The organism is Rhodococcus sp. no. 34, from assembly GCF_054589475.1.
Window position 1 is genome coordinate 402,718 of the sequence record NZ_BAAILK010000035.1, and the last position, 20,090, is coordinate 422,807.

Consider the following 20,090-nt stretch of genomic DNA (forward strand, 5'->3'; position numbering starts at 1 on the left):
TCACTTGAGCTCCTCGAGCAGAGTCTTGCGGTGGGTGATGGCACTGGCAGTTCTGGCGAAGGTTTGCCGCCAGTCGGGGTCACGAGCACGCTCCGCCGCACGCTCCAGCAAAGTTACTGCGCTGTAAGGAAATCGAGTCTCGGCCAGGCGCAGCGATGCGACGTACTTGTAGCGTGAGAATTCGCCGGCCTTGGCGCCTCCGTCGGCACGTCTGGCCGCAACTCGTTCCCACTGGGCTACCACTGCCCGGGTGATGTCCTCGGGCCATGGACCTCGCAGAGCGTCGTAGATCGCTGCCCGGCCCGGGTGCAGAACGTTGGCGTCGCCGTTTCCGGACCTCAACAGATCAGCCAGCGCCTTGGCCGGCACCAACGGGAGCACGCGTCGATCGGTGGCGGTGCCGCGCATACGAAAGAGTTCCAGCGCCCATTCCGTATTGTTCTGCGCGACTGCGGCGGTGGACCACGCGTCGTGAAGGATCGGCTCCCAGCTTTCGTCAACGCTCATCCCCAAGACCTTGCCTGGTCCACCGATCATGTTGTTCCACAGAGACAACGGCGCAGAACCGATCGCCTGACGCGCATACTCGGCACGATAGTCGGTGTGTGGATTCGGCCGGTCTTCGATGCCGTCTCGCCTCGCCGCTGAATCGACTTCCTCAGGCGGGACGATGACGAGCGTGGACCGAACGAGTTTCCGTTCCACCCGCACCCATTTCCGAACCCGAGCAGCCATTCTCTCCCCGAACTCCGATTCGGGGAGTTGTCCGAGTACTTCCACTGCCGCGCGTCGCACGTCCTTGCGACGGTCGTCGAGGGCTTCCTCCAACAATGGTTGATCATCCGCACTCAGTCCGTTTGCCAGCGCCGCGACGAAGGCAGCCTTCTGTTCGCCCCGCTCGGTGCCCCAGGACATTCGGAGTTCGGCCAGCGCCAGCGCGGGATCTGTTCGACGAGTGTCTATCAGCCACTGTGTGCGCTGCGACGAACTTCCGTGACGCCACACGTCCGGGTTGGCATCCCTGGTTCGGACGAGTTTGCTCCACTCGGGGTTTTGCGCGGCAAGCCATCGACCACGCTCGCCGACAATCTGCAGGATGCTCTCCCTGTGAGCTTCACTTGCACGTGCAAAAGAAAGCAACTCGGCGACCAGATGATCAGGCGCACGGTAATTGTGCTCCAACGCGACTGCGAACCATTCGTCGAGCAAGGTCGCCTTGGCCGCGAGCATCGACAGCAGATGCGCCGATGAGGATTCCGGCAGCGTGAATCGAACATCGTCTGGCGCAGGTGTCGGCACCGCCGCCGTGGTGGAGCCCGCACCGCCACGGCGGTACGCCCTCTCCAACGCTGCTCCTGCGAGAAGCATCTCGGCAGGATCGCCGTCGAGTTCGCGAGCGTAGCCACGCACTTCAGCCGGCAGCTCCTCGAATGTTGTTGCTGTTCTGGCTGTCCCAAGGAGCGCCGCTGAGATCAATGTACTCACAGCACGATCACCTGCCCTCCCGTGAAAACCGAGATCGGAGTAAGAGCCAGCGCGTTCCACGTTCCGCAGACTGTGACCGGGTAACCGCCGGAAATGCCGAGCAACTTCCACAGAAGATCCGAATCACCCTCTGCCCGAAGCGCTGTGCCCGATTCGTCGACGACAAACCATGATCCGTCGACGAACGACGGGACCACCGAACTGATCACTGCCGGCCACGAGCGCAACCATGGATCCGCGGCGAGGGCATCGGTAAACTGCTGCAACGCAGTGTCGATGCTTCCGAACGGCATGGTTGTGAAGGGCTCCGGTTCTCCGTGCGTGACCCCTATCCGCGCCCGCAATGCCGCGGCACCGGGATAGAAATGAACATCGGCGTTGAGCAGAATCCCGACTGGCGGCGTTTCGGTGGCAAAATTGGCCGACCCGTGGGAGAAGTCGAGCAGCATGGCCCACTGCTTCGAATTCCTGCCGAGCATCCACACCGTTCGGGTGAACAGTCGCTTCTCCTCGGTGATCCCGGAACCGAGAATCATCCAGTTCTCTTTCACCGGAATCGATTCCATCACACTTTCGGTTGAGACCGGATAGCCGACGTGTGCTTTCACCGAATAGGCAAGATCTTCCGGCAACTCGGACAGCTTCTGATGCGCAGCAACCAGCAGGTGCAACCGAGCCAACTCGTCGAGGACTTTCTCGGGCCAGTTCTCGGTAGACGCAACGGTGCCCGCCAAGGCTCGAAGTGTGCCTGCGACACCAGGCGCCTGAGCATCCACCATTCGAGCAGCTACTGCGTCGAAGCCCGCCCAGGATGTGTCCATCGCTGCCAGACCACTGCGAATCTGATCGGTGATCCACAGGTCCAATTCGACGAGACCGCTCGCAACGCGGTCGGCGCGCTTCTGCGCTGTCGCCGGGTCGGGAGCCCTCTTGGGAGCCTCGTCGCCGGTCTCAGCCCTTTCGCCGCGGGTCTCGGCCTTCTCCTCGCGGCGCAACAACCACTCTGCCGCGAAGTCGGCGGGCTCGTCCGCCGACGGCACACGCCCTTCCGACCATTCCACCAGCAGCCCCAGAGCATGTTTGCACGGAAACTTTCGACTGGGGCACGAGCACTTGTATGCAGGGCCCCTCAGGTCGACCACTGCTTGATACGGCTTCGAGCCGCTGCCCTGACACAGCCCCCAGAGCGCGAGACCCCTGTTGCCGGCATGGCTCCACGAACCAGCCAACTTGCGCGCAGCGGCTAGCGATGCGGCGTCGGGAGCTACCGACGCCACCTGCCCAGCTGTCCACGGCGAAGTCACTCGACCACAGTATGACAACCCGCTGACATCACAGAGCCAGGCCGATTCGTTGGTGAATTACCCCTTGACTCGAACACATATTCGAATATGATTCGGGGAGGGGATCGGGGGATTCAATGACTGTCTTGTTGTCGGACGTGGTGTCGGGTTCTGCGGTGGGGTTACGCGGACGGTTGTGGCAGTTGTCTGCTGCCGAGTTGCGTGCTGCTGCTGTCGAGGCGAGTGCGGAGATTCTGCGCCTGGAAGCAGTTCGAGTGGCTGTGGTCGACGAACTCTCGTTGCGCCCGGATGATCAGGTGATTGCCAGCCGCGGAGTGGGTGCGTGGTTGGCGGCCAACACCATGCTGCAGGTTCGGGACGGGAAGAAGATCGCCGCGCTGGGTGCAGCTTTGCGGCCGTTTCCTGCGGTGGCGGCAGGCTTCGATGACGGGGATTGCTCCTTCGAGCATGCCGTGTTGATCGTCTCGTTCTGTGAATCACCACCGAAAGGCATGCCGGAGGAAGCACTACCGAAGTGCATCGACCTGTTGCTCGCAGCTGCGTCGGGGGTGGAGGCGACGACGAAAGTGCGGAACGTGATCGCGACCTTGGAGCGGTTGTTCGAATCCGATGAAATTCCGCCCGCCGAAGATGTCGACCGGAACGAGTTGCGGATCGCCTCGACATTGAACGGTCGGGTGGTGGTGCGCGGCGATTTCGACGCCCTCACCGGCGAAATGCTGCTCTCCGCGTTGTCGAATCTGACAATGCCGACCCCAGCACCCGATGGAACCCCCGATGCCCGGTCGGCGGCGAAACGCACCGCGGACGGGTTCACCGAACTGATCCGCCGGTATCTGGACTGCGCGAAAACCGGTACCGATGGTGGGCAGCGTCCGCATGTGAACGTGCACATCAACGCCCGCGATCTGGCGGAGCATCGGGATTGTGCCGCACAGTCTTCGGATTCGGGTGATGACGACTCTCTGGACCTGGCCGATCTTGATGTCGGGCACATGCCGTGGCTGGGGCCGCTGTCCGTATCGCAGACCAGGCTCCTCGGGTGTGACTGTTTCCTCTCCACCGTTCTGCTCGACGATCACGGCGCACCGCTCGATGCGAAACCAGGAAAGAGGTTGGTCACCGCCGAACAACGCGTCGCGTTGATCGCCCGAGACAAGGGCTGCGCCTTCCCCGGCTGCACGTGCGTACCCGCCTGGACCGATGCGCACCACATTAAGCACTGGGCGAACGGTGGCCCGACGGTGATGAACAACCTGGTCCTGCTGTGCCGTTCACATCATCGATTGATGCACCGAAAATCCGGGTTCGTCGGGAAATGGGAAATCCGAATAGGAGTCGACAACAAACCCTGGTTCATCCCGCCACCCTCGATCGACCCCGGACAGCAACCCAGGCCGGCGAACACCACCTTCAAAACCTGAGAAGAACCTCAGGCACAACAGAACACGGCCAGGCTCCGCATCGGACATCAAACCCCGATACGGAGCCCACAGGCCGTGTCGCATCCACGACTCACGACGATTTGGCCGGGCGCAAGACCGATCTGCCCAACAACTCACAAACCTGCAGGGCCAGAGCAAGATCCAACTTGTCTCGGCCGGCAGCAACTGGATCGCCGAGCGCCTTGTTGATGCGATACTTCACCGTATTCCGGTGCAGATTCATGTGATTGGCAGTGTGCAGATGACTTTCACCATGTGCAAAGTACACACTCAACGTCGTCCGCAAGGATGCAGCAGAGGGCGTATCTTCCGCCAACGGGCCAAGCACCTCCCAGACCCATGACTTCGTCGAATCGATGTTCTCGGACAGAAGTGAAACCACAGCGACGCCGCGGTCTCCGAAGCTCACCACAGGTCGCTGCGGTGTATCCGGGACGGCAGCAACCGAATAGGCGGCGGTTGCCTGTTCGTGGGACCGTTTGAAACCGTCGACCCCTGACCCCGGCAGTCCGATTGCCACCCGCGCCCCGCCGTCCAACGGCACTGCCGCCGCGAGAACCTCCGGATCCGGCGCAGGCACCCGGCGACCGAACGGCAGCCACGCCCACACCGTGCGCCGATCGATGGCGGTGATGATCGGCGGCTTGTCCGCTCCCGCCGCTGCGCCGAGATCACGTACGAGTCGGTCCAGCGTATTGATGCCCATGACGTCGGCATCCCACGTCGACCAGACCACCAGGGCGACGTGGTTCTGACCGAGGCGGTACCCGGTCTCCGCTTCGAAAGCAGCGGTATCTGCGTTGGCGCCGGACAGGAGGGCGTGGATTGCGGCCGAATGGAGGTTTCCCTGCGCTGCCATCCATCGACTGCGTTCCCGCTCGTACGCGTCGAAGACGTAGAGCGTGATCCAGTCGATGTAGCTGTAGACCACGTCCGAAGTGTGTTTCAGGACAGCCAAAGTGAGTCGCGCCGGAATATCCAGTGTGCTGATCTCGTCGTGACAGATCCGCATCAGATCGCCTTGGCCCATGTGATAGGCCCGGACAAGGGAGTTGGACGGGACATCCCGCTGCGCCAGACGCAGAGCGTATTCCACTGCAGCAGTGGTGGGTTGGAGATGATCGATCGGAATGTCGTTGGCCAATACGTGGATGATCGTCGTGATGTTTCCCTGCACGCTGGCCTCGAGCATTTCGAGCAATTTGGCGTCTGCATCCAATTGGTCGATTTCGTGAGCCATCATGAAGGCCATCTCACGCGCGATGTCGGCGCTGCGCTCGTCGAGTCGTCGTGCCAACTCGGCAACCACCGCAAGCACTTCCGGCTCCGCGGCTGCAGGCACTCGGGCGAGGCGCCGCATCGCACCGGCGCCTCGCTCCTTGTGCGATGGACTACTCACAGAACTTCCGCACCCTTTCGTCGCAGGTACTTCAGAGCCGATTCGGCTGCGTTGTACCCGCACATTCCATGTGCTCCGGCACCCGGCGGGGTCGAGGCCGAGCACAGGTAAGTGCCCGCGATCCCCGTGCTGTACGGATCGACTGCGACGCGCGGACGCAAGACAACCTGCAGTTCGGTGTTGGCACCTCCGATGATGTCGCCGCCTACCTGATTCGGATTGTCTTGTGCCAGGTCAGCTGTACCACTGCTCGATGTCGCGACGATCTGATCCCGGAATCCTGGCGCAAACCTCTCGATCTGACGGATGATCGCCTCCGTAGCGTCGCCGGCGTAACCGTGAGGCACGTGCGCATAGGCATACAGCGGATGAATGTTCCCGGCAGATCGGGTGGGATCAGCCAGGTATTGCTGACCTAGCAGCACGAACGGCCGGTCCGGCATACGGCCTGAATTCGTCTCACGCTCAGCGGCCACGATTTCGTCGAAACCACCTGCCAGATGGACAGTTCCGGCCCGAGCACAGTCCGGATTGGTCCACGGCACATGACCTTCGATCGCAAAATCGACCTTGAATGCTCCGGGAGCCTGCTTGAACTTTCGATAGGCCCTCGCCACTCGACCAGGGAGTCGATCGCCCAGAATTTCGAGCGCACCCCCCGGATTGACATCCAGCAGAACAACATCGGCGTCCGGAATCTCGGAGGCCGTACGAACCCGAACGCCGGTATCGATCTTGCCGCCGTGATCGAGGAGCATCGCAGCCATCGCGTCGGTGATCGACCGCGAACCTCCCTCGGCAACCGGCCAACCGTAGCGGTGACCAGCAGCAGTGATCATCAATCCCACCGCCGAGGTGGCCGGACGGTTGAGTGGATAGAAGGCGTGTGCGGCAACCCCGCCGAACAGCGCCTTCCCCTTGTCCGTCTTCCACAGTTTGGTGGTCACCGTTGCCGGAAGCAGCGCTCGCGGACCGAAAGCTGCGAGCCGCAGCGGATGCCGCGGGACATTGACGATCGGGCGCATCAGATCGGACGCCAATGCATCGAACCCAGTCGACAAGTCACCGAACATGCGTTGCCATCGAGGTCCGTCCGCGCCGAGTCCCGCAGCCGTCTGCTCCAGCGAGCGGTACAGAACCCCGGCGTCCCCGTTGTCGAGCGGATGCGCGCAGTCCACCTCTGCCCATCTCCAGATCAGCCCGTATCGCTCGAGGTCCAGCTTGGACAGGTACGGCGAGCCGATACCCATCGGGTGAAACGCCGAGCAGTGATCATGGATCAACCCCGGCACGTCGATCGGACCGGAGCGGGTGCCTCCGCCGATCTGGTCGGCAGCCTCGAGCACCTGCACGTCCACACCGCTACGTGCGAGGTGTACCGCGGCAGCGAGCCCATTGGGCCCGCTGCCGACGACTACGGCCTTTGTCACTTACTCACCTCTTGCTCGCTACCGCTGACCCTCGTACGCATCTTCGGTTCGGAGACAACCTGCGGATCCGTTGCCGCGCGGTCGGCCCGTACGTCCAGTGTCCACTGAACGTCGAACGGAATGGGCCCGTTCGGCAACCACGGCTGTTCGGCGACTGCGTCGGCGACCTTGAAAGTACCTCGTTCGATGACACCGAGAGCGGCATCGATCACCTGGTACTCCTGCGTTCCCTTGTGGATGGGCTGCGATTCGATCCAGGTCACCAGGAACTCACCGGGTGCGAAATTGCAGCGACGCTGAATGGCTGCGATCAACTTCGCGTCGTGCAGGTGCCCGTCACCGAAGTTGAAGGCGACGATGGAGTTGCACATGAACTCTGCTTCCCGCAGTGAGTACGTGTTGATGTCGTCGCCGAGGTGCCTGATCATCAGAGAGAACAGCGCACGCCCCTGGCTGTGCATGGAACGCCAGCCCAACAGCTGATGCAGAACGACATCGGACACATCTTCGGGGTACATCGTCATCAACTGATTGCGCGTATCCGGCGACGGACGCTTGATGAACTGGTCGATCTTGGCTTCAGCGCCCGGCGCGAATGCCCACGTCGCGGATGCCCAGTTGCCGGCGTACTGACGCATCGACGGCAGGAAGGACACCAGATCGGGTCGAAGGTTTCCGAGAATGGGGAAGAAGGCAAGGGCTGCAACAATTCCCGCGGTAATCCACGGTGAGGACATGGCGCCGAGTCCGTAGCCGTCCCATGCCGGGAATCCCAGGAACAGGAAGACCGAGGCGTAGGCGAACAGAAGATTCCATTCGAGTGGGACGGCAAGCGGGAAGGTCGACGCGATGAACAGATGGAATCCGACCATGAGGATCACGGCGAGGATCGTGAGGGTCTTGTTCGTCGAGAACAGCAGTATCAACGGGGTGACGATTTCGACCATCGTTCCGGCCACGTGTGCGACGCCGCCGCCCAGGTGTGAAGGCCGCAGATCCTCCGGGAAATTCCGGTAGTGGGCGCGCTTGATCTTCTTCGACGGGATCCACGGGGTATTGCTGAGCATCGGAGGAACCACCAGCGAGAAATGGCGACCGAACTTCGAGACACCGGCACCGATCCACACCATGACGATCAGCAGTTTGAGCGCCAGGATCATGTCGACGAACGGCAGGAATGTGAAGAAGAAGATCGCCGGCAGGTACTGCTCACTACGGGCAGCGATGAAGGGCACCTTGTCCCGCAACCCGAGAATCACCATGAGTACCAGGAAGGAGTACAAGACCGTCGGACGCACCAGTCCGGCATTGTCAGCGATTGCCGAATCGATTCCTGTGGTGTGAACACCGGGGAGAACAGCGGCAACAAGGAGATTGGCGACTGCGGCGGCATAGATGAAGACGTCGAACACCGTGCGGGTGTCACCCGAGGTGAGCGGCACTTTGCCCGGCCACGGTGGCAGACGAATGGTGCCGGGGCGGAGCCAGTAGAGAACTCCACCGGTCATCGGCTTGAAGTGGCCGGCGAGCGGCCCCCAGGATCCTGCCAAGCCCAGCATCTCGAGCATCATCGTCCAGATGATGAGTTTCTGGTAGACGATCGGCTGGTTCCACCACGATCCGATGTCGAACCACGAGAGGCCGGAAGTCAAAGTGGCAACGGCTGTTCCAGCTGCCAGGTAAAGGAACAACAGTTTCATGATGTAGACGGTGTGGACCATCTTCGGCGTACCGAAGCCGTAATCCACCCAGTGCGTGGACATGTCACGCAGACGCTCGAGAAACGGCTTGTCCATGAACGTTGCCGGATCGACGGGAGGGAAGTTTCCTTCTTTGAATCCCATGATGTGCTCCTGAAATACGGAATGTGGGCATGACGGATCGACTCGACGGACGTCGTCGAGTTGTGCTGGTACTACGGGGAAGTGACTAGCGAGCGGGAGTTGCGCTGAGAGCTCGTCTCATTCCAGGTTTGTCGATCTTGCCCACCGGGTTTCGGGGAAGCGCATCGACGACGTAGATCGCCACTGGCACCTTTACTCGGGTGAGCAAGGCCGTGACATGTTCGAGCAGTTCGTCTTCGGTGACGGGCGCATCGGGGTAGGCGACAACATAGGCAACTGGCACCTCTCCGTAGACCTGGTGCGGAGCGCCGATGACGGCTGCCTCGAGCACGGAAGGGTGTGTAGCGAGCGAGTTTTCGATCTCCTTGGGGTAGATGTTCTCTCCCCCACGGATGATCATGTCCTTGATGCGATCGACCAGGGTCAGGTAGCCGTCCTCGTCGAGGACTCCGACGTCACCGGTATGCAACCAACCATCCTTGACGGTCTTCGCAGTTTCCTCCGGCTTACCCAGATAGCCACGCATCACGTTGCCACCCTTGATGACCACCTCTCCGGCAGTCCCGGCGGGCGCAAAGGTTCCGTCCTCGGCAAGAATGGAAATCTGCTGGCCGGGCAACGCCGGGCCGACCGTACCGAGTTTGCGCACGCCGTCCACAGGATTGCAGGCCGACGCACAGGTCCCCTCGGTGAGTCCGTAACCCTCCACGATCACGAAACCGAAACGCTGCTCAGCGCGTTCGAGGAGTTCCTTGCTGATCGGCGCCGCACCGCACACGGCAAACCTCAAGGACGACGTGTCGATCGAAGGGTCTTCCGGCTGTGAGGTCAGCATCGCGTAGATTGCCGGCACCGCCGAGAAATACGTGGGGCGAAGCCGCGCGACGTCGTCGAAGAATCTCGAAACCGAGAACTTCCCGGTGACACTCACCTGTCCGCCGACAAGTAAGGGCGTCAAGACGCTGACGCAGATCGCGTTGACATGGAACAGCGGCAGAATCAGCAGGCAGTGATCCGCGCCGGTAACACCGATGTTCTTGCCCATCGACGAAGCCATGAACTGCAGGTTGGCATGAGTCAGCATCACTCCCTTGGGCCGTCCGGTGGAGCCGCTGGTGTAGATGAGCAACGCCAGATCGTCTGCTGCAACATCGATTCCGGGTCGGGGATCGGTCGGCGGCACTGTCGCCAGATCCTCGACGGCCAACACTGCGCGGCCGCCCGAGGGTGCGTCGGCAGTGGCGGTGATGACCAACTCGGCCCCGGAGTCCGCGATCTGGTAGTCCGCTTCGTTCGCGGTGAACATCGGATTGATGGGTGTAGCGGCAGCACCGATGCGCCAGGCAGCCATGATCGCGATCAGCAACTCGACGCGATTGGGCAGCATGATCGCCACCACGTCACCGAGGCCGATTCCGAGTCCAGCCAATTGCGCGGCAACAGCTTCCGTGCGATCTGCGAACTCTTCATACGTGAGTTCGACGTGGTCGTCCCGCAAGCACGGCTTCTGCCCGTACTTCTCTGCAAGATCCCAAGCCAGATATCCGATGTTCGCCACGAGAGTCAGCACCTTTCATTCGTGTGTGACTCAAAACACTATCGGCGTCCTGCGGCCGAAGAAACGGTCCCAGGGGATCAACTTGTCCAGGTTCTTTGTTCCCTGAGCACAACACCGCCCGAGCACAACACCGCACGTGCGGTGCACATCAGCTAGACGGCTGATGCAACACCTCGTGGGCGCGTCTGGTCACCACCTCGGAGATCCGGCGCAAGACAGGTGACGACAGTTTCCACTGCTGCCAGTACAGCGGAACGTCGTCCACGAAGTCCGGATCGAATCCGATCAGCACGCCGGAGCGATCGTCGTCGCCGCGCTGCAGGTCCGGTATCAATCCCCAGCCGTATCCCCGCCTGACGGCGTCCGCGAAGTCTGCCGATGAAGGAACAAGATGACGGGGCGGATCGGCGGGGTGGCCGACCTTTTGATCGAGGTAGCGATCCTGCAGTAGATCCTTGCGATTGAACACAACCAGCGGCGCCTCCGAAAGGGATTCGGCCGTGACACCGTCTGCGAACCAACGACGGCAGAACTCCGCACTCGCCATCGGCCGATACCGCATGATGCCCAAACGGCTGGAGGTACACCCTTGAATCGGTGACGCAACAGAGGTGACGGCAGCCATGACCGAACCGTCGCGCAGTAGTTCAGTGGTGTGGTCTTGATCGTCGAGATGAAAATCGAAACTGACTTCTTGCGTGAACTCCGCGAGGGCCCCGAGAACCCAGGTGGACAGCGAATCGGCATTGACCGCGATCGAGACGCGTGCAAACATCCCTGAACCATTTTCAAGGCCGAGTTCTCGCACGGTGTCACGCGACAGTGCGTCTATCTGACGGGCAAGACGCAGGACTTCTCTCCCCGAATCGGTGACCCGGATGGGTTTGGTGCGCTGCACCAGGATCCGGCCAACCGAGGTCTCGAGACCTTTGATTCGTTGGCTGACCGCCGAAGGCGTGATGTGTAACTTCCGCGCCGCCGCCTCGAAGGTTCCCTCGTCGACCGCGGCGTGCAATGCCCTCAGTTGCTCGAAATCCAACATAATCTGAAGCTACTCTGATGCATCCTAAGAATCATTAGCTGGACTGACTGAAATCCGAGCGGCAGGCTCGACGACATGCTCAGCACCAACGACCCTGCGTCGGCCCTCGTCGGTTTCGGGGTCGGACTGTCTTTGATCGTCGCAATCGGCGCCCAGAATGCGTTTGTTCTTCGTCAAGGCCTGACGCGATCACACGTACTCCCGATCGTCGCAGTGTGCGCGTTGTCAGACGCAATTCTCATCCTCGCGGGCGTCAGCGGAATCGGGACCCTCCTCGAACACGCACCGTCGATGATCACGTTCGTTCGTATCGCCGGCGCCGTTTTCCTCCTCAGCTATGCGCTCTTCGCCGCCAAGCGGGCACTTCACCCCCAGACGTTGGCGCCGGATCGACATGGCAACGGGTCGAGGCTTGCCGCCGTCACGATGGCATTGGCTCTCACCTGGCTCAATCCACACGTGTACCTCGACACCGTCGTGCTCATGGGTTCTATCGCCAATGGTCGCGGCGAGATCGGACGTTGGTGGTTTGCCGCCGGTGCCATCACGGCAAGTGTGGTCTGGTTCGGCGCCCTCGGTTACGGCGCACGTCTGCTGACGCCGCTTTTTGCGAAACCCAACGCCTGGCGGGTTCTCGATGCTCTGATCGCCGTGATGATGGCGGTTCTCGGAATCAGCCTGCTTGTCGAATTGTGACCAGGCTGCACAACCTCGATCCGACCCTGCGGGTAGCGCGATGGGTTACCGTCCAAGGTGAGGAAGCTCAATTCACCTGTCGCGAGTTGTGACCATCAGGTAGGGCTGATCACGATGACCGAGGACGATGGCGGCACCGAACCGCGTGACTCCAACCGCGGACTGGGTTTGCTGTGTCTACTCGCTGCGGTCGCCGGCGTCGGGGTCGGATTTGTCGGCGGCGCGTTCCGTTGGTGTCTGATCAGGGCCGACGAACTTCGTCAGGCGATCGTGAACTGGGCGCATCACGTTCCGTACGTCGGGTGGCTCGTGCCGGTCCTCCTGGTGGCCCTGTGCACCGTACTTGCCGTACTGATCGTCAGACGAGTGCCCCTCGCAAAGGGAAGCGGCATCCAGCACGTCGAGGCGGTGTCCCGCGGTGAAGCGAAACCGCCGGGAATCAATCTCGTGCCCGCCAGATTCATCGGCGGCCTCTTGGCGATCGGCTCCGGTCTGGTTCTCGGCCGTGAAGGCCCCACCGTACACATGGGTGCGGCGATCGGAGCAGAAGCGGGACGGCGAGCCCGCCTCACCGAACCCGACGTCGCCATGCTGCAAACATCCGCGGCCGGAGCAGGTCTCGCTGTCGCATTCAACGCGCCGATCGCGGGGGCACTGTTCGTCTGCGAGGAGGTGACGCACTCGTTCCGGCTGCGCACCGTGCTGCCAACGCTTTTCGGTGTTTCAGTGGCGGTGGGCTGTGCACGGATCGTCATCGGTGATCAACCCGATTTCGAGGTCGGCACCGTCCCGACACCGCAACTCGCATTCTTGCCACTGTTCGTCGTCTTCGGAATCCTCACGGGGCTACTGGGTATTGCGTACAACCGCCTGATTCTAGGACTACTCGACATCGTGGCACGGCTCGACAAGATCCCACCGACTGTCATCGGCGCAACGATCGGCGCCGTCATCGGCCTGACGCTGTTCCTCGACCCGTTGGCCAGTGGGGGCGGCGACGTTCTTGCACAGATCATCGTCGGCGGAAGGACCTTCGTACTGCCGATCCTGCTGCTGTACTTGGTGGTTCGGTTCTTCACCGGCCCGCTCTCGTATGCCGCTGGAACTCCCGGCGGACTGTTCGCTCCCTTACTCGCTCTCGGCGCGCTCTGGGGGTCGATCTTCACCGGACTGTCGAGCTTCGTGCCCGGAGTGGACGCCGGGCTCACGGTCACCATGGCCACCGTCGGTATGGCGGCCTTCTTCGGCGCCGTAGTACGCGCACCGTTCACCGGCATCGTGATCGTGGTCGAAATGACCGCGGTGACGTCGACGCTGGTCCCGATGCTCGCTGCCACTGCGGCAGCGGTATTCGTCACCACGTCGGCAGGGTCGGCACCTATCTACGACAGTCTGCGCGAACGGATGTTGGAGCCGCAACGCCCGCATACGGATTGATCCCCGCACACGGGTCATTGCAGCACGGGTGCGCTACGTGAATTCAGAATTTGCAGATGACTTCCTCGGAGAACCTGCGTACCGCATCTTTCTTCGCTTCCAGGTCGCAGTCGAACCCGAGGCCGTACATGGCCCAAGGAATGACGATCGATTCCGTCACTCCGCTATCGGCCAGTTCCAGGGAGCCGTCGAGACCGAAGCGATCGGCGCAGACGGCCTGAATTTCGAACGGGGACTCGGCGCGCCCGTACTCGACCCGCAGGACGCCGATCCTCGCGATGAGAGCTTGCAGATCAGCGAAAGAGACTGTAGCCGAGGTCCAACCGTCACCCACTCGCGCTGCACGGCGCAATGCGGCCGCGGAATGTCCTCCGATGTAGATGGGGACGGGATCGATCGGCGCCGGGCTCATCTGCAGCCTGTCGAAGTCGAAGAACTTGCCGTGATGTTCGACCATACCGCCGCCTAGAACCAGTCGCAGTACCTCGAGCATCTCGTCGACTCGCGGGCCTCGATCCTTGGGGGAAGCGCCGCACCACTCGAATTCCTCTGGCGCCCAGCCCACACCGACCCCGAGACCGAAGCGGCCTCCTGTCAGATTCGCGACCGACCCCACCTGGCTTGCCAGCAGCAGAGGATTGCGTGAGCTGAGCTCGAGCACCTGCGGATAAAAGCGAATCTTCGACGTTCCGGGTCCCATGAAGGCCGCGGCAATCATGGGGTCTACAAATGGTGTCTTCGCGTCCCACATCCGCACACCGTCAGCGGTATACGGATACCCGGTAGCGCCCCGCTCGGGAAAGAACAGTGAGTCGGGCATCGTGATCGAAGAAAAGCCGCATTCTTCGGCCACTTTCGCAAGTGCAACGAGTTGAGAGGGGAATCATCGCCACGGCGAGGCTGAACTTCATCGGAAGATCCCTCTGTTCAGTTGACCGGAGCGACTGAAGTGCCTCGATGAGCTCGAAGTCGGTTCGCACCGATCGGCTTGGGAGACAGTGGATCCTGAACAGTCACTTCTTGCAACGCTCAGTCATACGACAACTCCCCCGCAGTGCGGTCGAAGCATCAGCCACCCTCGGTTGGACAAGGACGTGTTCGAGGTTACAAAGCTCCCGCTACTTCGGCTCGGCGGCTTCCCGCCAGGCGGACACATACCAAGAACTTCGGGGTCCTGGTGACACCTGGCACCCCACTCCCCCTGATTTCGCACCGTGCAACCTGCGAATCGGCCTACTGATGCAAGGGAGTTCCGACGTAGTTCTCGGCGATCAGCGTTCGTCCCGCCACGGAACGCGTGACCATGTCCAACTCGGCCAACTGTCGGCGATGCCCGAAACCGCTGTCGTCTGGCAAGCGATGGAGCATCGACGACATCCACCACGAGAAGTGCTGCGTCCGCCACACACGCGGCAACACCGTTTCGGTGTACCCGTCCAGCATCTTTCGGTCGGACGAGGTGAAGAAACTGTCCATTGCCTTTGCCAGGGCGTGGACGTCGGCGATCGCGAGATTCATTCCCTTCGCGCCTGTCGGCGGCACGGTGTGCGCCGCATCCCCTGCAAGAAACAGGTTGCCGTGCTGCATCGGCTCACACACGAAGCTGCGGAACTGGAGGATCGACTTCTGAAAGATCTTGCCGTCCTTGATCTCCGCCCCCTCACCGTCGACGCGCATGTGCAGCTCGTCCCAGATTCGATCGTCGGACCAGTTGTCCACGGAGTCGTCCGGATCGACCTGAAGGTAATGACGCTGTACCTCGGGCGTCCGTGTGCTGATCAGCGCAAACCCGCGCTCATGGTTGGCATAGATCAGTTCTTCGGACGACGGCGGCGCCTCGGCCAGGATGCCGAACCACGCGAAGGGATACTGGCGGAAATGATCCGTTCGGATCGACGGTTCGGGAATCAGCTTTCGCGTTCCGGTGCGTGAACCGTCGCAACCGGCCACCAGGGCGCACTCGAGCTTCTGATCATTTCCGTCCGAGTCGACAAAAGTGATACTCGGGCGATCCGATTCGTGATCGTGTACTTGCGCGTCGGACACTCCGAATCGAATGTCCCCGCCGTCAGCGAGACGCCGCGCGATCAGATCCTTGAGCACCTCGTGTTGCGGATACACCGTGACTGCTCGCCCGTCGGTCAGTTCGTCGAACGCGATTCGGTGCCCTCGTCCACCGAATCGCAACTCGATTCCGTGATGTTCGAGGCCCTCTCGCTTCAGTCGATCACCGAGTCCGGTCTCGACCATGAGATCAACCGTGTTCTGTTCGAGCACGCCGGCACGAATGGTGCCTTCTACCTCTTCGCGGGTGCGGCATTCCAGGACAACCGAATCGATTCCCTTCAGATGCAACAGATGCGAGAGCATCAACCCGGCGGGACCACCACCGACGATTCCGACCTGGGTGCGTGAAGAAGACATACAGAGAGCTCCTGAGGTGAGTGACGATTGAGACCACCCTCGACCACGATCACTCCTCTGAACAGCTGCAATTTCACTCAGTGAAAGACCGAAACGAGCTATCGAAACCCACCGCTACCAAGCCCGCGTGATATTCCACGCGCGGCCGCGACCAACGCCGGCAGTAAAGGAGCCGGATCCTGCTCCACCGGAACAACTGTCGAGACCGCTGCCACGACACTGCCCCCGGCTTCGCGGACAGGAGCGGCGACGGCAAGGGTTCCGACGTTCAGATACTCGCGACAGACCACGAATCCGGCGCGCCTGATCTCGTCGAGAGTTGCTCGCAAAATCCGCTCGGAAGTAATGGTTTTGGGAGTGAACGACTCGAGGCCGGCGCGAAGGACGTCGTCGAGAAGCTCGGTTCCGCCGTGCGCGAGGAGAATCAATCCACCGCTGGACGCGTGCAACGGCAATCTTCCGCCGGCACGGCCGACCACGGTGACGGCGCTACGCGAGGACAAGCGCTCGAGGTACAGAGCCTCGGTGCCCTCACGAACGACCAACTGCACGTTCTCTCGGGTGACCTCGTACAGGTCTTCGAGGAACGGCAACGCCACCTGCCGTAGGCCGTGAGCGCCGGGAGCGAGAGCGCCGATCTCCCACAACCGGACTCCGACCTGGTACTTGCCGTCACTCCGACGCTCGAGTGCGCCCTCAGCCACCAACTGCCCACACAGTCTATGGACGGTGGGCAGAGGCAAACCGCTGCGACGACTGATCTCCGACTGCGTCAACCGCGGCGATTTCGCGTCGAAGGCACCGAGCACGATAAATGCCCGGCCGATCAACGAACGCTCGCCTGATGCCATTCACACAGTGTGACTGACATCAGGCGAAACGTGTTCAGGCGGTGCGGAGCTACGCGGAGTGCGCCAATTCCGGTTCGCGTTCGGTCACCGGCGGCGTGGCCTCGATCTTCATCGGCTCCTGCGCGTAGTGGAAGTGCGGACGACGGTGACCGATGAACGAACCGAACCACGACATCACAGCGACATACCGGTTGCGGAAGCCCACCAGATACATCACGTGCACGGCCAGCCACATGAACCAGGCGATCGTGCCCTTGAACTCGACCTTGCGGACGCGACACACAGCGCTGAATCGGCTGATGATCGACATGCTGCCCTTGTCGAAGTATTTGAAAGGCGTTCCGGCCTTGACCTTTCCGTTCACAGTCTTCGCTGCGTGACGTCCACCCTGCATTGCAACGGGCGACTGACCAGGCAGACCGTTCAGCGAAGTCATGTCGCCGATGGCAAAGACGTTGGCAAACCCGCCGACGGTCAAGTCCGGATTGATGAGCAGACGACCTGCACGGTCACTCTCACAACCGGTCGCCTCGCCGAGCACTGCTGCGAAGTCGTTGGCGCGAACACCGGCCGACCAGATGACGGTCTCGGCGTCGATGCGCTTCTCTTCCTTGGTCTTTGCCGAAGAGACGGTGACACCGTGCTCGTCGATGGCGGTGACCATGGTGTTGAGAACAACCTCGACACCCGACTTCTCGAGCGAGGCCTGTGTGTACTCACTGAGCTTGCCGCCGAAGGCCGGAAGCGCAACGCCCGCGCCCTCGACCATGGTGACCGTGACCTCGTCGGCGCTGATGTTGTTGATGGACTTGGCGAAGTAGCGACGCGCCAGTTCCTTGATCTGTCCGGCGAGCTCGACGCCGGTCGCGCCTGCACCGACGACAACGAAGCTGAGCAGGTTGCGGCGAACCAGCGCGTCGTTGGTGGTGTGAGCCTCTTCGAAGCAACGCAGGATCTGCTTACGCAGGACCTCGGCATCCTCGACGGTCTTGAGCTTGTAGGTGACCTTTTCGAACTCGTCATGACCGAAGTACGCCTGGGTGGCACCGGTGGCTGCGATGAGCGAGCGGTATCCGAGAGTGTGGCGGGTGCCCGAAGCCTCGTAGACGACGGTGTTCTCTTCGGCGTTGACCTCGACGACGCGACCGAGACGCACGTCGGCGTTGGGGTACTTCTGCAGGATCGTGCGGATGGGCGGAGCAACTTCGCCGGCCGACAGAACACCCGTCGCCACCTGGTAGAGCAGCGGCTGGAAGAGGTGCTCGGTGGTGGCGGAGATGAGGACGAACGGCGTCTTGGACTTCGCGAGGGTCTTGGCCGCGGCGAGGGCTCCGAATCCCGAACCGACGATGACTACCTGAGTCTGCTCGTGTCCAGTCGCGTCGATGTCAGCGCGACCCGCAGCTGTTCTATCCACAACAAATCTCCTCAACCAAATTGAAAGTATGACTATTACGGTATGGACTGATCATGGGTCGGGTCCAGCTAGCTGGAGTATTCGCAAGACTGTTATCTCGATTGCTCATAAGTAAGCTGTCCTCATGGACTTCCGCCAACTCAAGTACTTCCTCGTCGTGAGCGAGGAACTGAGCTTCAGTCGCGCTGCCGAGCGCTGCTTCATCTCGCAGTCGGCGATCAGCCATCAAGTCGCCCGACTGGAGAAGGAGCTTGGCGCGACACTCTTCGAACGCTCGACCCGAGCCGTTCGCCTTGCCCCGGCAGGATCGCGACTCGTGCCCATCGCGCAGCAAGTCCTCAGCCTCGAAACGATGGCCTACTCCGTCGCACGCGACCCACGAGCCCGGATCCGGATCACCGGAAACATGAGCTTCGCCGCTCAGACGCTGGACGCCATCGCACACGTGCGCGAACTTCATCCGGACCTGGACGTCGAGTTCGTCATCAAGAGTTTTGCCCACCGCATGGACGCCGTGGCCTCCGGTGACGCCGACATCGCGCTGATTCGCGGCGGCGTCGACCGCCCCGGACTCGAACCCTTGGACCTCGGCGTCGAAGATCTGCTGGTCGTCATGTCGAGCCGGCACCCCCTGGCCGGCCAACAAAGCGTCGACCTCAATGATCTGGCCGCATACCCCCTGCTCCTGCCGCCGCGCCAAAGCCAGGTACTCATTCACAAGGTGGTCGAGGACGCGTTCCGCGAGATCGATCGACGCGTCCAACTGGGCCCTGCAATTCCGAGCGATCACACAGCCACGCTGGACGTGATCACCAACCCGCGCGCCTGGACCCTCCTGTATTCGATCACCGCAGGCGAATCTCCACGCGCCGGCATCAGCTTCATGCGAGAATCGCACGGCCGCTTGCGAATTCCCGTCTCGGGAGTGACCCGCAGCGGCGCCACCCACTCGACCGAGTTCGCCGATCTGATCCAAGCGCTCAAGGACGCCATGAATCCGTCTTTCACTGAGTGAAAGTGCGATGGCGATCGACTCCCCTCACGGAGCAACGTGGTGCACAACCATGTGATGCGGCGCGCGGTTGCATCCCTTTACCGAGGAGCGGCCATGACGCGTTTGCTGAGCGAACCTGTGTGGGAATCGAAGATCTTCGACGGCGAATGGGTTCGCGGTAGCGCCGACGATCGTATTGTCGTCGAACCGGCCACCGGCAAGCAGTTGACGACGGTCGGCATGGCAACACCAGACGACGTGGCAGCCGCTGCAACAAAAGCTAGTGCCGCTCAGAAGGATTGGGCAGCAAGGCCGCACACCGAACGAGCCGCCGTTCTACGCCGCGCCGGTCAACTGTTCGAGCAGTACGCCGACGAAATCGGCGAATGGGTAATCCGCGAGGCCGGCAGCATTCCCGCCAAAGCCGGACTGGAAACCCACACCGCTGCCGAAGAGTGCTACAACGCAGCAGCTTTGGCCGCACACCCCGTCGGCGAGGTGCTGCGCTCGGAGCAACCGCGGCTGAGCTTCTCTCGTCGCGTCCCCGTCGGCACCGTCGGCGTCATCGCACCGTTCAACTTCCCGATCATTCTGTCGATCCGTGCAGTCGCTCCCGCACTGGCACTGGGCAATTCGGTGATCCTCAAGCCTGATCCGCGCACGGCGATCTGTGGCGGTGTGGTTCTTGCCCGCATCTTCGAAGAAGCCGGTCTGCCTGCCGGAGTGTTCGGCATGCTGCCGGGTGGCGCTGACGCCGGTGAGGC

Annotated in this window: 15 protein-coding genes and 1 pseudogene; 5 read left to right on the forward strand and 11 right to left on the reverse strand. The window is 61.7% G+C overall.

The genetic code is table 11. The features are described from left to right. Together ACYP01_RS15120 and ACYP01_RS15125 are read right to left on the reverse strand one after the other, a co-directional pair. Entirely contained in the window at window positions 1–1,485 is a 1,485-nt protein-coding gene (locus tag ACYP01_RS15120) for a DUF5691 domain-containing protein (RefSeq protein WP_459680858.1), read from the reverse strand. Then, window positions 1,482–2,789: an SWIM zinc finger family protein gene (locus ACYP01_RS15125; protein WP_459680861.1), complete on the reverse strand. Its 1,308-nt coding sequence runs from the start codon at window positions 2,787–2,789 to the stop codon at window positions 1,482–1,484. The genes ACYP01_RS15120 and ACYP01_RS15125 overlap by 4 nt, the downstream gene beginning before the upstream one ends. A gap of 116 nt (window positions 2,790–2,905) precedes the next feature. Here ACYP01_RS15125 and ACYP01_RS15130 point away from each other — a divergent pair, with 116 nt between their 5' ends. Continuing rightward, window positions 2,906–4,213, forward strand: coding sequence for an HNH endonuclease signature motif containing protein (locus ACYP01_RS15130; RefSeq protein WP_459680865.1), 1,308 nt, complete (start codon window positions 2,906–2,908; stop codon window positions 4,211–4,213). 91 nt (window positions 4,214–4,304) lie between these two features. On the opposite strand, the gene ACYP01_RS15135 is transcribed toward ACYP01_RS15130, so the two are convergent. The 5 genes from ACYP01_RS15135 to ACYP01_RS15155 form a co-directional block, all read right to left on the reverse strand. After that, a complete protein-coding gene (locus tag ACYP01_RS15135) occupies window positions 4,305–5,594 on the reverse strand; it encodes a PucR family transcriptional regulator (RefSeq protein WP_054187007.1) in 1,290 nt (429 codons plus the stop codon). A gap of 35 nt (window positions 5,595–5,629) precedes the next feature. After that, a complete protein-coding gene (locus ACYP01_RS15140) occupies window positions 5,630–7,063 on the reverse strand; it encodes a phytoene desaturase family protein (RefSeq protein ID WP_459680868.1) in 1,434 nt (477 codons plus the stop codon). Then, window positions 7,060–8,907: a DUF3556 domain-containing protein gene (locus tag ACYP01_RS15145; protein ID WP_064075024.1), complete on the reverse strand. Its 1,848-nt coding sequence runs from the start codon at window positions 8,905–8,907 to the stop codon at window positions 7,060–7,062. Before ACYP01_RS15145 ends, ACYP01_RS15140 begins: the two co-directional genes overlap by 4 nt. Window positions 8,908–8,992: 85 nt before the next feature. Continuing rightward, window positions 8,993–10,465 (reverse strand): class I adenylate-forming enzyme family protein, encoded by a 1,473-nt coding sequence (locus tag ACYP01_RS15150; protein WP_459680871.1) that lies wholly within the window; start codon window positions 10,463–10,465, stop codon window positions 8,993–8,995. A 148-nt stretch (window positions 10,466–10,613) separates the two neighbouring features. Then, a complete protein-coding gene (locus ACYP01_RS15155; RefSeq protein ID WP_116057735.1) occupies window positions 10,614–11,507 on the reverse strand; it encodes a LysR family transcriptional regulator ArgP in 894 nt (297 codons plus the stop codon). 75 nt (window positions 11,508–11,582) lie between these two features. On the opposite strand from ACYP01_RS15155, the gene ACYP01_RS15160 reads away from it, so the two are divergent. Next, window positions 11,583–12,203 carry a LysE/ArgO family amino acid transporter gene (locus ACYP01_RS15160; RefSeq protein ID WP_042451547.1) on the forward strand — a complete coding sequence of 207 codons (621 nt, stop codon included), beginning with the start codon at window positions 11,583–11,585 and terminating at the stop codon, window positions 12,201–12,203. Between the two features lie 114 nt (window positions 12,204–12,317). Next, on the forward strand, window positions 12,318–13,640 hold the full coding sequence (locus ACYP01_RS15165) for a ClC family H(+)/Cl(-) exchange transporter (RefSeq protein ID WP_283568800.1): 1,323 nt from the start codon (window positions 12,318–12,320) through the stop codon (window positions 13,638–13,640). Window positions 13,641–13,683: 43 nt separating this feature from the next. Here ACYP01_RS15165 and ACYP01_RS15170 read toward each other — a convergent pair. The 4 genes and pseudogenes from ACYP01_RS15170 to ACYP01_RS15185 form a co-directional block, all read right to left on the reverse strand. Beyond that, window positions 13,684–14,551, reverse strand: a pseudogene (locus ACYP01_RS15170) (TIGR03619 family F420-dependent LLM class oxidoreductase). A 322-nt stretch (window positions 14,552–14,873) separates the two neighbouring features. Then, on the reverse strand, window positions 14,874–16,064 hold the full coding sequence (locus ACYP01_RS15175; RefSeq protein ID WP_459680875.1) for a 4-hydroxybenzoate 3-monooxygenase: 1,191 nt from the start codon (window positions 16,062–16,064) through the stop codon (window positions 14,874–14,876). A 98-nt stretch (window positions 16,065–16,162) separates the two neighbouring features. Next, window positions 16,163–16,915, reverse strand: coding sequence for an IclR family transcriptional regulator (locus tag ACYP01_RS15180; RefSeq protein WP_003943227.1), 753 nt, complete (start codon window positions 16,913–16,915; stop codon window positions 16,163–16,165). Between the two features lie 49 nt (window positions 16,916–16,964). Next, window positions 16,965–18,332 carry an NAD(P)/FAD-dependent oxidoreductase gene (locus ACYP01_RS15185; protein ID WP_003942969.1) on the reverse strand — a complete coding sequence of 456 codons (1,368 nt, stop codon included), beginning with the start codon at window positions 18,330–18,332 and terminating at the stop codon, window positions 16,965–16,967. 124 nt (window positions 18,333–18,456) lie between these two features. Here ACYP01_RS15185 and ACYP01_RS15190 point away from each other — a divergent pair, with 124 nt between their 5' ends. Continuing rightward, the gene (locus ACYP01_RS15190; RefSeq protein WP_003943104.1) at window positions 18,457–19,347 is read left to right on the forward strand and encodes a LysR family transcriptional regulator; all 891 of its coding nucleotides are present in this window, start codon (window positions 18,457–18,459) and stop codon (window positions 19,345–19,347) included. Between the two features lie 93 nt (window positions 19,348–19,440). Further along, window positions 19,441–20,090 (forward strand): aldehyde dehydrogenase family protein (locus ACYP01_RS15195; protein ID WP_459680879.1); only part of this gene is annotated, 650 nt, incomplete at its 3' end.

Coding starts and splice junctions, on each gene's coding strand:
- ACYP01_RS15130 (WP_459680865.1), top strand. CDS start 2,906: ATGACTGTCTTGTTGTCGGACGTGGTGTCGGGTTCTGCGGTGGGGTTA.
- ACYP01_RS15155 (WP_116057735.1), bottom strand. CDS start 11,507: ATGTTGGATTTCGAGCAACTGAGGGCATTGCACGCCGCGGTCGACGAG.
- ACYP01_RS15165 (WP_283568800.1), top strand. CDS start 12,318: ATGACCGAGGACGATGGCGGCACCGAACCGCGTGACTCCAACCGCGGA.
- ACYP01_RS15135 (WP_054187007.1), bottom strand. CDS start 5,594: ATGCGGCGCCTCGCCCGAGTGCCTGCAGCCGCGGAGCCGGAAGTGCTT.
- ACYP01_RS15160 (WP_042451547.1), top strand. CDS start 11,583: ATGCTCAGCACCAACGACCCTGCGTCGGCCCTCGTCGGTTTCGGGGTC.
- ACYP01_RS15145 (WP_064075024.1), bottom strand. CDS start 8,907: ATGGGATTCAAAGAAGGAAACTTCCCTCCCGTCGATCCGGCAACGTTC.
- ACYP01_RS15175 (WP_459680875.1), bottom strand. CDS start 16,064: ATGTCTTCTTCACGCACCCAGGTCGGAATCGTCGGTGGTGGTCCCGCC.
- ACYP01_RS15180 (WP_003943227.1), bottom strand. CDS start 16,915: ATGGCATCAGGCGAGCGTTCGTTGATCGGCCGGGCATTTATCGTGCTC.
- ACYP01_RS15190 (WP_003943104.1), top strand. CDS start 18,457: ATGGACTTCCGCCAACTCAAGTACTTCCTCGTCGTGAGCGAGGAACTG.